Source organism: Achromobacter sp. (genome assembly GCF_032113835.1).
GTDB lineage: Bacteria > Pseudomonadota > Gammaproteobacteria > Burkholderiales > Burkholderiaceae_B > Achromobacter.
Genome location: NZ_DAMCTG010000117.1, coordinates 1 through 14,482 on the forward strand (window position 1 = coordinate 1; position 14,482 = coordinate 14,482).

13 protein-coding genes are annotated in these 14,482 nt (G+C 65.2%); 8 read left to right on the plus strand and 5 right to left on the minus strand.

Annotated features, from left to right (window positions below):
• Positions 1 to 269 precede the first annotated feature (269 nt).
• The 5 genes from RT697_RS24985 to RT697_RS25005 form a co-directional block, all read right to left on the minus strand.
• A complete protein-coding gene (locus RT697_RS24985) occupies positions 270 to 1,286 on the minus strand; it encodes a tripartite tricarboxylate transporter substrate binding protein (protein WP_313702360.1) in 1,017 nt (338 codons plus the stop codon).
• A 151-nt stretch (positions 1,287 to 1,437) separates the two neighbouring features.
• The gene (locus tag RT697_RS24990) at positions 1,438 to 2,178 is read right to left on the minus strand and encodes an amino acid ABC transporter ATP-binding protein (protein ID WP_056559723.1); all 741 of its coding nucleotides are present in this window, start codon (positions 2,176 to 2,178) and stop codon (positions 1,438 to 1,440) included.
• Positions 2,179 to 2,239: 61 nt separating this feature from the next.
• The gene (locus RT697_RS24995) at positions 2,240 to 3,340 is read right to left on the minus strand and encodes an amino acid ABC transporter permease (protein WP_313702361.1); all 1,101 of its coding nucleotides are present in this window, start codon (positions 3,338 to 3,340) and stop codon (positions 2,240 to 2,242) included.
• Position 3,341: 1 nt separating this feature from the next.
• The gene (locus tag RT697_RS25000) at positions 3,342 to 4,532 is read right to left on the minus strand and encodes an amino acid ABC transporter permease (protein WP_313702362.1); all 1,191 of its coding nucleotides are present in this window, start codon (positions 4,530 to 4,532) and stop codon (positions 3,342 to 3,344) included.
• A gap of 168 nt (positions 4,533 to 4,700) precedes the next feature.
• The gene (locus RT697_RS25005) at positions 4,701 to 5,717 is read right to left on the minus strand and encodes an amino acid ABC transporter substrate-binding protein (RefSeq protein ID WP_105240917.1); all 1,017 of its coding nucleotides are present in this window, start codon (positions 5,715 to 5,717) and stop codon (positions 4,701 to 4,703) included.
• Positions 5,718 to 6,010: 293 nt separating this feature from the next.
• Between RT697_RS25005 and RT697_RS25010 the strand changes: the two genes are divergently transcribed.
• The 8 genes from RT697_RS25010 to RT697_RS25045 all read left to right on the plus strand — a co-directional run bounded on the left by RT697_RS25010 (position 6,011) and on the right by RT697_RS25045 (position 14,405).
• The gene (locus tag RT697_RS25010) at positions 6,011 to 6,781 is read left to right on the plus strand and encodes an ATP-binding cassette domain-containing protein (protein ID WP_313702363.1); all 771 of its coding nucleotides are present in this window, start codon (positions 6,011 to 6,013) and stop codon (positions 6,779 to 6,781) included.
• Positions 6,778 to 7,686, plus strand: a complete 909-nt coding sequence (locus RT697_RS25015; RefSeq protein ID WP_175122199.1) for an ABC transporter permease — start codon at positions 6,778 to 6,780, stop codon at positions 7,684 to 7,686. Before RT697_RS25010 ends, RT697_RS25015 begins: the two co-directional genes overlap by 4 nt.
• Before the next feature lie 138 nt (positions 7,687 to 7,824).
• Positions 7,825 to 8,337, plus strand: a complete 513-nt coding sequence (locus RT697_RS25020) for a sigma-70 family RNA polymerase sigma factor (RefSeq protein ID WP_313702364.1) — start codon at positions 7,825 to 7,827, stop codon at positions 8,335 to 8,337.
• A 4-nt stretch (positions 8,338 to 8,341) separates the two neighbouring features.
• The gene (locus RT697_RS25025; protein ID WP_313702365.1) at positions 8,342 to 9,349 is read left to right on the plus strand and encodes a FecR domain-containing protein; all 1,008 of its coding nucleotides are present in this window, start codon (positions 8,342 to 8,344) and stop codon (positions 9,347 to 9,349) included.
• 103 nt (positions 9,350 to 9,452) lie between these two features.
• Positions 9,453 to 12,026 carry a TonB-dependent siderophore receptor gene (locus RT697_RS25030; RefSeq protein ID WP_313702366.1) on the plus strand — a complete coding sequence of 858 codons (2,574 nt, stop codon included), beginning with the start codon at positions 9,453 to 9,455 and terminating at the stop codon, positions 12,024 to 12,026.
• Between the two features lie 309 nt (positions 12,027 to 12,335).
• Positions 12,336 to 13,241: a chemoreceptor glutamine deamidase CheD gene (gene cheD, locus RT697_RS25035; protein ID WP_313702367.1), complete on the plus strand. Its 906-nt coding sequence runs from the start codon at positions 12,336 to 12,338 to the stop codon at positions 13,239 to 13,241.
• A gap of 36 nt (positions 13,242 to 13,277) precedes the next feature.
• Positions 13,278 to 13,808: an RNA 2',3'-cyclic phosphodiesterase gene (thpR, locus tag RT697_RS25040; protein ID WP_313702368.1), complete on the plus strand. Its 531-nt coding sequence runs from the start codon at positions 13,278 to 13,280 to the stop codon at positions 13,806 to 13,808.
• A 36-nt stretch (positions 13,809 to 13,844) separates the two neighbouring features.
• Positions 13,845 to 14,405, plus strand: coding sequence for a 5'-3'-deoxyribonucleotidase (locus RT697_RS25045; protein WP_313702369.1), 561 nt, complete (start codon positions 13,845 to 13,847; stop codon positions 14,403 to 14,405).
• The last annotated feature ends 77 nt before the right edge of the window (positions 14,406 to 14,482 follow it).

Below are 14,482 nucleotides of genomic sequence, written 5' to 3' on the forward strand. Positions count from 1 at the left end.
CTCCGGACCGCAATCGTAGCCCCGCGCGCCCCAGGCCGACGACGCGCCGGGCGTCACCAGAATCAGACGCCCGAACGGAGAGCATGGCGGCGCCATCAGAATCAGACACCCGAACGGAGAGCATCCAGGCGTCACCAGAATCAGACACCCGACCGCAGAGCATCGAGGCGTCACCAGAAAACAAAACGCCCGCCAGGAAAGCATCCCGGCGGGCGGCAAGCACTGCGTCGCAACAGGCATCCCGTTAAAGATGCCCGTTGCCAGCGCCATCAATTCAGGCTGGCGCCCGAGATCTTCACGATCTCTTGATACTTCGCCTTCTCGGCCTTCACGAACTCGGCAAACGCTTCCGGCGTCATCGAACCCGCCTCGGAACCCATCGTCAGCAGACGCTGCTTCACGTCGGGCTGAGCCATCGCGTCGGCATACGCCTTGTTCAGCTTGGCCACCACCGGCGCCGGCGTGCCGCCCGTCGTGAACACGCCAAACCACGTGCCCAGGTCAAAGCCCTTCACGCCCGACTCTTCCACCGTCGGCACGTCAGCCAGCAACGACGAACGCTGCGCCGTCGTCACCGCCAGCGCCTTCACCTTGCCGTCCTTGATCAGCGGCGCCGATGCCGCCAGGTTGTCGAACATGAAATCCGACTGGCCCGACAGCAGCGCCAACTGCGCCGGCGCCGCGCCCTGGTAGGGGATGTGCTCGACGTTGATGCCCGCGCGTGCCTTCAGCAGCTCGCCCGACAGATGGCCCGCGCTGCCGTTGCCGCCCGAACCGTAGTTCAGCTTGCCCGGGTTCTTCTTCGCGTAATCGATCAGGTCCGCCAGCTTCTCGATCTTGTTCTTCTGCGCGAACTCAACGTTCATCACCAGCACGTTCGGCACCGCCGCCACGATCGTCACCGGCGCGAAATCCTTAACCGGGTCGTACGGCAGGTTGGCGAACAGCCAGGGATTGATCGCGTGCGTCGCCACCGCGCCCATCACCAGCGTGTAGCCGTCAGGCTGCGCCTTGGCCACCAGGTCCGCGCCGATGTTTCCGCCCGCGCCCGAACGGTTTTCCACGATCACCGGCTGACCCAGCGAGCCGCGAACCTTCTCGGCCAGCATGCGCGCCATCGTATCCAGCGGGCCACCGGGCGGGTAAGGCACCACGAAGCGGATCGGCTTCGTCGGGAAATCAGCCGCCTGGGCCAACGCCGGGGCGCTGAAAGGCAGGGTCGCGGCCAGCGCCACGGCGCCTTGCAACAGGGCGCGGCGCACGGCGCTGCGGGGGGTATTCGACATGGTGTGTTCTCCTCACTCCGGATCAATGGCGGTCAGTAGCATACCCCACCGGCGTGACGGAGGTAACAAAGGGCTACCAGCAAGAACGCCCGGAATTCCCGGGATTGGCAGCCCACGCCAAAGAAAAACCGCCCGAAGGCGGTTTGGCGGATCAGTGCAGGATCTGGCTCAGGAAGAGCTTGGTCCGTTCGTTCTGCGGGTTGTCGAAGAACTCGTCCGGGTTGTTCTGTTCGATGATTTCGCCGCGGTCCATGAAGATCACGCGGTTGGCGACCTTGCGCGCGAAACCCATTTCGTGCGTCACGCAGATCATCGTCATGCCGCTTTCCTGGGCCAGGCTGACCATCACGTCCAGCACTTCCTTCACCATTTCCGGATCCAGCGCCGAGGTCGGCTCATCGAACAGCATGATCTTGGGGTTCATGCATAGCGACCGCGCGATGGCAACGCGCTGCTGCTGGCCGCCCGACAACTGGCCCGGAAACTTCTTGGCCTGCTCCGGAATGCGCACGCGCTCCAGATACTTCATTGCGGTGGCCTCGGCTTCCGCGCGCGGCTTCTTCAGCACCCACATGGGTCCCAGCGTCAGGTTTTCCAGCACCGTCAGGTGCGGGAAAAGATTGAAGTGCTGGAACACCATGCCCACGTCCTTGCGGATCGTCTCGATGTGCTTCAGGTCATTGGTGAGCTCCGTGCCGTCCACGATGATGTGGCCCTTCTGGTGCTCTTCAAGGCGGTTGATGCAGCGGATCATCGTGGACTTGCCCGAACCCGAGGGTCCGCACACCACGATGCGCTCGCCTGGCGCGACGTCCAGGTTGATGTTGCGCAACACGTGGAACTGGCCGTACCACTTGTTCACGTCCTGCAAACGAATAATGGCATCCGACATGCCTGTACTCCCGTAAGTATCGCTTTGCGCGCCCGCCTTGCGGCGGACGCGCGGCAAATTGCTAGCGTGCGTGACCCGTGGCCAGGCGTTTTTCCAGCGCCTGGCTGTATTTGGACATGGAGAAGCAGAAGACGAAGTAGATCAGCGAAATGAACAGGTACGCTTCCACCCCAAATCCGCGCCATGCCGCGTCGGACAAGGCTGCCTTGGCCGCCAGCGTCAGGTCGAAGATGCCGATGATCACCACCAGCGACGTGTCCTTGAACAGCGCGATGAAGATGCTGACCAGCGGCGGAATCACGATCTTGAGCGCCTGCGGCAGGATGATCTTGCGCATCTGCTGCCAGTAGTTCAGACCCAGCGAATCCGCGCCTTCGTACTGTCCCTTCGGGATGGCCTGCAGGCCGCCGCGCACCGTTTCCGCGATGTAGGCCGCCGCGAACATGATGATGGCGATCTGCGCGCGCAGGAGCTTGTCGATCGAAAAGCCTTCCGGCAGGAACAGCGGCAACATCACCGACGACATGAACAGCAGGCTGATGAGCGGCACGCCGCGGATCAGCTCGATGTACACGACGCACAGCGCCTTGATGGCCGGCATCTTCGAGCGCCGGCCCAGGGCCAGCAGCACGCCGATCGGGAACGCGAAGGCGATGCCGAACGTGGACAGGATGAGCGTCAGCGGCAGACCGCCCCAACGCGCGTTTTCCACGTAAGTCAGGCCGAACACGCCGCCCCACATCAGGAGCGCCACGGCCGTCAGGCCCACCGTCCAGATGACGGCCAGCTTCCAGTTCCAGAAGCGGCGGATGCCGCTGCAGACGATCACCGCCACCAGGATGATGGTGGCGATCAACGGCCGCCATTGCTCATCGTAGGGATAGGTGCCGAACAGGATCAGCCGGTGCTTTTCAATGATGAATGCCCAGCAGGCGCCGCCGGCAGCGCGGCATTCCTGCGCGTTGGTCGCGTCGAAGCTCGCCTTGATGAAAGCCCACTCGACCAGCGCCGGAATGGACATCAACAGGAACCACGCCAGCAACACCGTGATGAGGATGTTCAGCGGCGACGAGAACAGGCGCGTCCGGAGCCAGGCCCAGGCTCCCGTCTGGTTGCTGGGCGGCGGCAGGGCTTCGCTGGGGGTATGCGTAGTGCTGCTCATATCAACGCTCCACCAGCGCAATGCGCTTGTTGTACCAGTTCATGAAGATCGAGATCGACAGGCTGACCGTGAGGTATGCGCCCATGATGATGAGAATGCCCTCGATGGCCTGGCCCGTCTGGTTCAACGTCGTGTTCACCACCGACACGATGTCGGGGTAGCCGATGGCCACGGCCAGCGAGCTGTTCTTGGTCAGGTTCAGGTACTGGCTGGTCATGGGGGGGATGATCACGCGCAGCGCTTGCGGCAGGATCACCAGGCGCAGCACCTTGGCGCGCGGCAGGCCCAGCGAGCCGGCGGCTTCCCATTGGCCGTTGTTGACCGCCTGGATGCCCGAGCGCACCACCTCGGCGATGAACGCCGACGTGTAGATCACCAGACCGGCCAGCAGCGCGGCGAATTCCGGCGACAGCGTGAGACCGCCCGCAAAGTTGAAGCCCTTGAGTTCCGGCATGTTCAGCGTCAGCGACGCGCCGCTGACCAGCCAGCCGATGAACGGCAGACCGATCAACAGGCCGATGGCCCAGCGGCCCAGCGGGAACATGTGACCCGTGGCCTCGTGGCGCTTCTTGCCGTAGTGGCCCAGGATGATGATCGCGACGATCGCCAGTCCAAGTCCGGCCAGCATCCAGTCGAACGAGTTGCCTTCCAGCGCCGGAACCTTGAGGCCGCGGTTGGAAATGAAGACGCCCGGCAGCGGATTGTGCGCCTGGCGCGGACCCGGCATGTTCTCGGTGATCAGCGCATACCAGAAGAACAACTGCAGCAGCAGCGGCACGTTGCGCATCACCTCGACATACACAGAGGTGATCTTGGCCACGAGCCAGTTCTTGGACAGGCGGCCGATGCCGATGAGCGTGCCGAGGATGGTCGCCAGCACGATGCCGAGGACGGCCACGCGCAGCGTATTGAGCAGGCCGACCACGATGGCGCGGCCGTATGTGTCTGATGGGGAATAGGCGACGGCGGTTTCGCCGATGGCGAATCCGGCCTCGCGGTTCAGGAAGCCGAAGCCCGTGGCGATGTTGCGCACGGACAGGTTGTGGAGCGTGTTTGAAACCAGGAACCACACGGCCCAGGCTACCGCGGTCAGCGCAATGACCTGGTAGACCACGGAGCGTACGCCGGGATCGTTCCAGTTCAGACGCCGGGGGGGTGCCGAAATCGGGGCGTTTTTGTTGGGAGTCGTCATGATGAATCTACAGAAGTCGGACACCGGGTGGCATGCCGGAAAAGCCGCGCCACCCACTTCTGCCGCCCGCCCGAAGGCGGGTTAGGGCCTGTCCAGAATACACGTCCTGTGCAGACAGGCCCTAGGCATGACGGAGAGCCGTGCTCCGCCATGCCAGGCAGCCGCGCGTCAGCGCACCGGCCAGCCGTACATCAAGCCACCTTGCTTGTACGAAGCGTTCAAGCCGCGCTCCAGCTTCATCGCGCTGTTCTTGCCCAGCGTGGATTCGAAGCTTTCGCCGTAGTTGCCCACGCTCTTGATGATGTTGTAGGCCCACTTGTCGTCCACGCCCAGGTTCTTGCCCATGCCCGGGGTCACGCCCAGGATGCGCTGGATGTTGGGGTTGGGGCTCTTGGTCATTTCATCGACGTTGGCCTTGGTGATGCCGTATTCCTCGGCTTCCAGCATGGCGTTCAGCGACCAGCGCACGATGTTGAACCACTGCTCGTCGCCTTGGCGGACCATCGGGCCCAGCGGCTCCTTGGAGAAGTCTTCCGGCAGGATGACGAACTTGTCCGGGTTCTCGAGGGTGGTACGGGTCGAGGCGAGCTGCGACTTGTCGGTCGTGAAGGCATCGCAACGGCCGGCCGAGAAGGCGCGGATGATCTCGTCGTACTTGTCGATCACGACCGGCTTGAATTCGATCTTCTGGCTGCGGAACCAATCAGCGAGGTTCAACTCGGTGGTGGTGCCCGGCTGCACGCAGATCGTGGCGCCGTTCAGTTCCTTGGCGCTCTTGACGTTCAGGTCCTTGGAGACCATGACGCCCTGGCTGTCGTAGTAGTTCACGCCCACGCCGATCAGGCCGAGCGTCGTGTCGCGCGTCAGCGTGACGGTGGTGTTGCGGGTGAGCACGTCGATTTCACCGGACTGCAGCGCGGTGAAGCGTTGCTGGGTGTTCAGCGGCGTGAACTTGACCTTGGAGGCGTCGCCGAACATGGTCGCGGCGATGGCGCGGCACATGTCCACGTCGATGCCCTTGTATTCGCCCTTGCTGTCGGCGATGGAGAAACCCGGGATGCCCGTCGAAACCCCACACTGGACAAACCCTTTCTTCTTGACGTTATCGAAGGTTGCGCCCGCGTTGGCAGCCGAGGAGGCAGCAAACAAGGCAGCGCCAATGGCAGCGAGTTTCAGTACTTTCATCGTGATCTCCGTGTGGGATGAAGCGGAATCCAAAGCAAGGGCCGGGTTGGGCCCACGCATGGGGCGGATGGTAGCGTCCGCAAAGCACGCGGCGCATCCGGGAATTCCCTTGAAATATAGGGACACTGGATGAAATGAAACGCTGTTTTTGACGAAAAACAGGGACGCGCTTTCAGCTTTGCGAACGTGCGTTTCAGCCGGCGGAATGAATCGGGCCTTCGACACCCGCGCCAAGAGATGTAGGCCACCTTACTGTCCCCGAGTTACTATGGCGGCTTCATCTGACAGCCGCCATGATCGAATTCCAGCACGTATTCAAATCATATGGTCGCGGCCGCAATATCCTGGCCGACATCAACTTCCGCGTGAGCGCGGGAGAATTCGTTTTCGTATCGGGGCCGTCCGGCGCCGGCAAGTCCACCCTGCTCAAGCTGATCGGCGGGCTTGAACCCGCCAGCCGCGGTTCGATCCAGGTGAACGGCCAGCGTCTGGACAAGCTGCCCGCGCGCGCCCGGCCGTACCTGCGCCGCGCGGTGGGCGTCATCCTGCAGGACACGCACCTGCTGTTCGATCGAAGCGCGTTCGAAAATGTGATGCTGCCGCTGGCCGTCCAGGGACACCCCTGGGATTCCGCCGCGTCGCGCGCCCGCGCCGCCCTGGACAAGGTCGGACTGTCGGGCAAGGAAGACCTCAATCCCATCGAGCTGTCGGGCGGCGAACAGCAGCGCCTGGCGATCGCCCGCGCCATCGTCAACCGGCCCGCGATCCTGATCGCGGACGAGCCCACCGCCAACCTCGACCACGACAACGCGCAACGCATCATGAACGTGTTCCGCGACTTCAACCGCGTCGGCGTCACCACGCTGATCGCCTCGCACGATCAGGAACTCATGGCCCGCTACGCCACCCGCACGCTGCGGATCGAGCCGGGCAAGTTCGCCGACTCCCACGGCCCCTCGACGCCGGGGGACGGCACGGCGGCGCATCCGGCGTCCGCCCATCCCGCGCCGACCCGCGCCGGCCGCACCGAGCCCGGCCTCGGCCATCCGGGAGAATCGGCATGAACGCCTGGCTGCGGCAACACCGCTACGCGCTGCTGGTCACCCTGCGCCGGCTGATCAAGCAACCCTTCTCGTCGCTCGCCAACCTGCTGGTCATGGCGCTTGCGCTGGCGCTGCCGCTGTTGGGCAGCGCGATCCTGGTCTCGGTGCAACCGGTGGCGCGGGAAATGTCCGTCACGCCGGAAGTCACCGTCTTCATGCGCGTGGATGCGCCTGCGGGCGCGGCGGCGGACGTCGCCAAGCGCATTCAAGCCGACTATCCGCAAGAGGTGCGGGCCGTGCGCGTCGTGGGCCGCGAAAGCGCCCTGGCCGACCTGCGCGCCAACCCCGCCTGGCAGGAAGCGCTGGCCGTGCTGCCGGGCAACCCGCTGCCCGACGCGGTCGTCGTCACGCTGGCCGACGGCGACAACCTGGCCGGTCGCGCCGACACGCTGGCCTCGGCCTGGAAACAATGGAACCACGTGGACCTGGTGCAACTGGACAGCGCGTGGGTCCAGCGGCTGGAAGCCATTCTGCGCTTTGCGCGGATCGGCCTGGGGTTCCTGGCTGCTTGCGTGGCGGTCGTGGTGCTGGCCACCGTCTTCAACACCGTGCGCATGCAGGCGCTGTCGCAACGCGAGGAAATCGGCGTGGCGCGGCTGGTCGGCGCCACCGAATCGTTCGTGCGCCGGCCGTTCCTGTACCTGGGCGCGCTGTCTGGCGCGTTGGCCTCGCTGCTGGCGATCGGCGTGGCGTCGGTCGCGCTGTCTCCGCTGAATGAGGCGCTGCTGGGATTGGCCCGCAGCTACGGGGCCGAATTTGCCCTGCACCTGCCCGGCGCCCCCGTCCTGATCGGCGCGGTGGTCGCATCGGCCGCGCTCGGCGCGCTGTCTGCGCGCTGGTCGGTCACGCGCAGCACCCGCTTCTAAGCCGCGCCCTGGCGCGGTTTGGGCGATGGTCCGGGCGCCTTGCCCGGACCTGCCGTGTGCGTTGTCCGAGGTCCAAACGTGTGAATCTGTATAATGAGATCAATTCTCATTGCCTCCAGACTCCGCTGTTTCGTCCTCATGCCAGCCCCGCATCCCGCCGCTACTGATGATTTGACCGGGCTGTATGTCGAGCACAGCACCTGGCTGCAAGGTTGGCTGCGACGGCGCGTAGGCGACACATTCACCGCCGCCGACCTGGCGCAGGACACGTTCCTCAGCCTGCTGGACCGCAAGACCGCGGCTTCCGAGATCCGGAAGCCGCGTCCGTTCCTGGCCACGATCGCCGGCCGCCTCCTCGCACACCGTCACCGCCGGCAGTTGCTGGAAACGGCTTACCTTGAAGCGCTGGCCTTGCTGCCCGAGGAAGTAGCGCCGTCGCCGGAAATGCGGCTGATGGCGGTTGAAAGCCTGCAGCAGATCGACCGCGTGCTCGATGGCCTGCCTCCCAAAGTGCGCGAAGCCTTTCTTCTGGCGCACCTGTTCGAACTGAGCTACGCCGAGATCGCCGAACGGCTGGGCGCCTCGACAAGTTCGGTCAAGCAGTATCTGACCCGGGCCAACCGCGAATGCATGTTCGCGCTGGCGTACTGACGTCATGGCCGCCCGCCAAGACACGCTGACGCTGCCCGGCGGCCGGGTCATCACCCGGGCCTGCGCGGATGCGGCCGCGGACTGGCTCACCCTGCTGATGTCCGGAGAGGTTGGCGACGCGCAGCGACAGCAATGGCGCCAATGGCGCCAGGCGCATGCCGACCATGAAGCGGCATGGCAGCACGTCGAGGCCGTCACCGGGCGGATGAAATCATTGGAATCTGCGCCGGCTTATGCGGCCTTATCGCCCTACGGCGCGAATGGCCGGCCGGCCCTCGCCGCCCGCCGGCGGGCCACCCGAATGCTGCTGTGGGGAGGAATCGCCACCGGCGCCGGACTGCTCGGGTCCCGCACCGGCGTCTGGCAGACCAGCACTGCCGACTATCGCAGCGGCACCGGTGAGCAGCGCAATCTCACGCTTGAAGACGGCACCCGGCTCACGCTCAACACGGACAGCGCGGTGAACCTGCGCTTCGATGCCACCCAGCGCCGCATTCTGCTGGTGGCGGGCGAGATCATGATCGCCACGCGCCACGAGCCGGCGTTGGCGGATTCGCGGCCGTTGCTGGTGGCGACCGCCGAAGGCACCATCCGCTCGCTGGGCACCCGCTTCACCGTGCGGCAACAAGACGGATGGACTCATGTGGCCGTTCAGGAAAGCGCGGTGGAGATTGCTCCCCGGTCCGGCAACGCGCGACGGCTGCATGCCGGCGAGCAGACCCGGTTCAACCGCGACGCGGTCGAACCGCCGCAATCGGCCGATGCACACGCAGACGCGTGGGCGCGTGGGCAACTGGTGGCCGACGAGCAGCGGTTGAGCGATTTCCTGGCCGAAGTGGGCCGCTACCGGACGGGCATCCTGCGTGTCGATCCGCAGATCGCGGGGCTGCGCCTTTCCGGGGTCTTCCCCCTGGCCGACACCGATCGCATCCTGGCCACCCTGCCCAGCGTGCTGCCCGTCCGCGTGCAGTGGCGCACCCGCTACTGGGCGACGATCGTGCCGGCCGGCTAGGGCGGCAAAAAATATTTATCGCAGCGACTGCCCGATCTGCGTTTTCGCGGCACCTACCTCATGAGGGACCGGAATTTTCGGAGGTCCGATCACAAGGAAGAGCATGCCGAACCAGTACCGCGCCCAGGATTCGAGGCGCCCACATCCAACTCCCATTGCCTTTGCCGTCCTGGCGCTGACCGCCGCGATTGCGGGTGCCGCGCCGGCGTCCGTGCGCGCGCAGGCCGCGGCTGCGGCGGTCGATACCGCGGCGGTCGATACCGCGGCGGTCGACACCGCGGCGGTTGAGACCGCATCGGCCGACTTCAACATCGCCGCCGGCCCGCTGGCGCCCGCCTTGCGACAGTTGGCCAGCACGGCCGGCATCATGCTGACCTTCACCGCCGAACAGACCGACGGCAAGCACACGGCCGGCGTACAGGGCCGCCATCCCGCCGCCAGCGCCCTGACGCGCTTGCTCGCCGGCACCGGTCTCCGGGCCGTGCGATTGGACACGGGCGCATTCGTGCTGCGTGTCGACGACACGCGTGCATCCGCCGCGTCCGGCGCCACCACGCTGCCTCTGGTCACGGTGACCGGCAGCGCTGCCGCCGACGGCACGACCGAAGGCACGGAGTCGTACACCACCGGCAGCATGAGCACGGCCACCCGGCTCAACCTGTCCATGCGCGAAACGCCGCAGTCGGTCACCGTCGTCACCCGCCAACGCATCCAGGACCAGAACCTGGCGACGGTCAACGACGTGGTGCAGACCGCCACCGGCCTGACCTTCCGGCGTTTCGGGCCGGAGCGCGCGTCCTTCTATTCGCGCGGCATGTACGTCGACAACATCATGTACGACGGCCTGCCCGTGGGCCTGGACAGCTCCAACCTGTCGCAGGATCTGCTGGCCACCGACATGGCCATCTACGACCGCGTGGAGATCGTGCGGGGCGCAACGGGACTGGTGCAGGGCGCGGGCAATCCGTCGGCCGCCATCAACTTGGTCCGCAAGCGCCCGACCGAGGCGCCGCAGGTGTCCCTGTCCGCCAGCGCGGGCAATTGGGACCGCTACCGGGCGGAACTGGACGCCTCGGGGCCGCTGTCGGAGGACGGCAGCCTGCGCGGCCGCGCGGTCGTCGCCACGCAGGACTACGGCAGCTACAAACGTGGCGAAAGCAGCGACGGCCAGACGTTCTACGGGATTCTGGAGAAGGATCTGGGCGCCCACACCACGCTGACGCTCAGCGCCCTGCACCAGGAGAACCGGCTGCACGGCAACGGCTTCACCGGCCTGCCCGTGGGCCGCGACGGCAGCGATCTGGGATTGCCCCGGTCCACGTCCTATGCCAACGACTGGGAGCATTGGAACAAGACCACCGACTCGGCATTCGCGGGGCTCGACCACCGGTTCGGCAATGGCTGGCGCATGCACCTTTCGGCCTATTACGCGCAGGCCGACGTCGACATGCAGGGCCACTACCTCAGCTACAGCGTCGCCACCGGCCGGTACAGCCAGTTGGGCGCGCGCAATGCCCACAAGGAAAAGCAGAGCAGCGTGGACCTGTATGCCAACGGCCCCTTCGATCTGCTGGGCCGCACGCACGAGCTGGTCCTGGGCGCCAGCTACCGCGACGTCGATTTCGACGGCAATAGCCGCCAGGGCCTGGTGCTCAACAACAATCTGGACCTCTACAACTTCGACCCGAGCGCCGTTCCCGATCCCCACATTCCGCTGCGGGACTGGATGGACGCCAAGATCAAACAGCAAAGCGTGTACGCCACGACGCGCCTGAGTCTGACCGACCGGCTCAAATTCATCCTGGGCGGCCGGCTGGACTGGTTCGACTACAACGACACCTTCAACACCTATCCGAACTATGCGTCCAACACGCCCTCCGTCAGTGCGCATAACCGCTACCGCATCAACAGCCAACTGACCAAGTACGCCGGCGTGGTCTACGACCTGAATGACCAGCACTCGGTCTACGCCAGTTACACCGACATCTTCAAACCCCAGAACTACCTGGACGCCAGCAACAATCTGCTGGATCCGGTGATCGGCCAGAACTACGAGATCGGAATCAAGGGCGAATACTTCGGCGGTGCGCTGAATGCCTCGGCCGCGCTGTTCCGCATGGATCAGAAGAATCGCGCCTTCCGCAGCACCGACCAGAGCCAGTGCGCCGGCTACCCGACCGTCAGCTGCTACTCGGCCGCCGGCGAAGTGCGCAGTCAGGGCATGGAGTTTGAACTGCAGGGCGCCATCACGCCCAATTGGCAGGTCAGCGCCGGTTACACGGTGGCCATCGCGCGCTACCGCAAGGATGCGAATCCCGCCAATGTAGGCGCGCTTTTTGACACGGACACGCCGCGGCACCTGTTCAAGCTGTCGACCATGTACCGGCTGCCCGGCGTCATGCAGGGCTGGCGGATCGGCGGATCGATCTACCGTCAGGATTCGATCTACAACCAGGGCGCCACGAGCGGCGTGCCCTTCCGGATCGCGCAGGGCGGCTACACCGTCACCGACCTGGTGGTGGGCTGGCAGGCAACCCCGAAGCTGGATCTGCAACTGAACATCAACAACGTCTTAGACAAGCGGTACTACAACGCCCTGTCGGGTAGCGTCAGCTTCCCCAGCAACGTCTATGGCGACCCGCGCAACCTGATGCTGACGGCGCGCTACCAGCTCTGAGGCCTGGGTCGGGCGAAAATCCGGCCTCTAAACCTCCGTTTGAACCCCCTTCATCCCCGTGATCCGGGGAAAGACCGCAAAACAGCCTGTGTAGGATGGTTGCCTGCCATCCGCACGGGCTTTTTGCATGCGGGCGACAGGAGGAAGTTCCAATAAACGACGCTTTGGTCGTATTTACACAGTTTTCTCCCATTGACTGCCGGGATATGCAAGAATAAAGCGACATTTTTTTACATGTTTTGTCACAATTGCCGCTTCTCCTTGTATTTCTAGTGTCTCAATCGCCGTTTTTGCCCAGATATCAGTCCAATGGCCGCTCTTGAAGCCCGCGCAACGCGTCACTATTACGACAGCGCGTTCCAATCTCCGGCAGTGAAAGTGCTCCCGAACGAGTACTACGTCACCAACGAGAACATGATGATCTCGACCGTCCTGGGATCCTGCGTGGCGGCTTGCATCCACGACCCGGTCACGGGCGTGGGCGGCATGAACCACTTCATGTTGCCCGAGGGCGACATGCAATCGCCCGCGTCGGCCACCATGCGCTACGGCGCCTTTGCGATGGAAGTGCTGATCAACGAACTGCTCAAGGCCGGCGCCTCGCGCGACCGCCTGGAAGCCAAGGTGTTCGGCGGCGGCGCGGTGCTGGCAGCCATGCAGCAGATGAACATCGGCGAGCGCAACGGCGAATTCGTCCTGAACTACCTCAAGACCGAAGGCATCCCCGTCAAGGCGCAGGATCTGGGCGACGTGCACGCGCGCCGCATCAATTACTTCCCGCGCGACGGCCGGGTGATGGTGCGCAAGATGGCGCCGCACCACCAGCGCGCCGAAGAGATCATCGCCAAGCGCGAACAGGAGGCGGCGCAAAGCGCGGCCGCCAAGACCGCCTCGCCGCAACGGGTCGAGCGCTTTGCGCGTCCCGGCGTCGAGCGGTTTGATCGTCCGGGCGTGGAACGGTTTGATCGTCCGGGCGTGGAACGGCTGGATCGCCCCGGCGTCGAGCGGCTGAACCGCCCGGGCGTCGAACGATTCGACCGCCCCGCCGCCGCGCGCCCCGGCGTGGAACGCTTCGACCGCCCGGCTCGCCCGGGCGTCGAGCGCTTTGACCGGCCGGCCACGGCGGATACCGCTTCCCCGCAGACCGCCCGCCCTGCCGCGCGTCCGAGCGTCGAACGCTTCGACACCGGCGTGACCCGGCGATCCAAACCCTAGCGGGCGGACGGACGAGGCGCGCCCTACAATCGCCGCATGTCCACCATCCGCCTCTTCTACGCGCTATGGCCGTCTCCCCCGCTGGCGGCGTCGCTGGCCGGCTGGGCAGAAGCCGCAAAGCCGGCCATGGGCGGACGCGCCATGCGTACCGAAACGCTGCATCTGACGCTCGCCTTCCTGGGACCCGTCGATAGCGCCCTGGCCGACGAGCTGGCGGCCGCCACGCCCGAACATCGTCTGGCGCCGGGCGACGTGCAGCTGGACCGCTACGGCGTCTTCCACCGCCAGCGCATTCTCTGGGCGGGTCCCTCCGAGACGCCCCCGGGCCTGCAGCAGGCCCACGACGACCTCTGGCAGTGGCTGTCCGGCTATGGACTGACCCCGCCGACCCAGCCGTTCCGTCCGCACGTCACACTGCTGCGCAACATCACGCACGCCGAGCCGCCTGGCGACGCGCCCGCGCCGCTGGACTGGCGCTATGACCGCATGGTGCTGGTCGCGTCCGAATCGCTGACCGGCGGCAGCCGTTACCGCATCGTGGCGCAATCCCGGCCACTGGGCGGCTAAGGCACAATCCTACGGTTGCCAACGTTTGGGACCCCCATGATCATCCTGCTGGATCAAGACGGCGTGCTGGCCGATTTCGAACACGCCTTCATCGACGCCTGGCGCGAACGCCACCCGGACATCGCGCCTATCGCGTTCGAGGACCGCAAGTCCTTCTACATCCGTGAGGATTACGGCCCCGAACTACGCGGCATGGCCGAGGCGATCTACACCGCGCCGGGATTCATCCGCAATCTGCCGCCCGTGCCCGGCGCGCTGGACGCCGTCAAGGAATTGCTGGCGCTGGGCATGGACGTGCGGATCTGCTCGTCGCCGCTGTCGCAGTTTGAAAACTGCGTCGCCGAAAAGTACCTGTGGGTGGAAAAGCACCTGGGCCGGGACGCCACCACCCGGCTGATCCTGACCAAGGACAAGACGCTGGTGCACGGCCATCTGCTGATCGACGACAAGCCGCATATCGAAGGCGCCGTGCGGCCGCGCTGGAAGCACATCCTGTTCGACGCGCCCTACAACCGCGAGGTCACGGACCGCCCGCGCATCAACTGGCAGAACTGGCGCAACGTGCTGGCCGGCGAGCTCTATACGGCAGATGCCTGAGTCCTGCTGAGTCCTGTTCAGGCGTCATCGTTTGGGACTATCCTGTGGAGTCGTACGCCCCACCCAGGAGGAGCCCG

Bases quoted from the DNA above. Each gene is read 5' to 3' on its own strand.
- RT697_RS24985 (WP_313702360.1), bottom strand. From the start codon at position 1,286: ATGTCGAATACCCCCCGCAGCGCCGTGCGCCGCGCCCTGTTGCAAGGC.
- RT697_RS24990 (WP_056559723.1), bottom strand. From the start codon at position 2,178: ATGTCGGATGCCATTATTCGTTTGCAGGACGTGAACAAGTGGTACGGC.
- RT697_RS24995 (WP_313702361.1), bottom strand. From the start codon at position 3,340: ATGAGCAGCACTACGCATACCCCCAGCGAAGCCCTGCCGCCGCCCAGC.
- RT697_RS25000 (WP_313702362.1), bottom strand. From the start codon at position 4,532: ATGACGACTCCCAACAAAAACGCCCCGATTTCGGCACCCCCCCGGCGT.
- RT697_RS25005 (WP_105240917.1), bottom strand. From the start codon at position 5,717: ATGAAAGTACTGAAACTCGCTGCCATTGGCGCTGCCTTGTTTGCTGCC.
- RT697_RS25010 (WP_313702363.1), top strand. From the start codon at position 6,011: ATGATCGAATTCCAGCACGTATTCAAATCATATGGTCGCGGCCGCAAT.
- RT697_RS25015 (WP_175122199.1), top strand. From the start codon at position 6,778: ATGAACGCCTGGCTGCGGCAACACCGCTACGCGCTGCTGGTCACCCTG.
- RT697_RS25020 (WP_313702364.1), top strand. From the start codon at position 7,825: ATGCCAGCCCCGCATCCCGCCGCTACTGATGATTTGACCGGGCTGTAT.
- RT697_RS25025 (WP_313702365.1), top strand. From the start codon at position 8,342: ATGGCCGCCCGCCAAGACACGCTGACGCTGCCCGGCGGCCGGGTCATC.
- RT697_RS25030 (WP_313702366.1), top strand. From the start codon at position 9,453: ATGCCGAACCAGTACCGCGCCCAGGATTCGAGGCGCCCACATCCAACT.
- cheD (WP_313702367.1), top strand. From the start codon at position 12,336: ATGGCCGCTCTTGAAGCCCGCGCAACGCGTCACTATTACGACAGCGCG.
- thpR (WP_313702368.1), top strand. From the start codon at position 13,278: ATGTCCACCATCCGCCTCTTCTACGCGCTATGGCCGTCTCCCCCGCTG.
- RT697_RS25045 (WP_313702369.1), top strand. From the start codon at position 13,845: ATGATCATCCTGCTGGATCAAGACGGCGTGCTGGCCGATTTCGAACAC.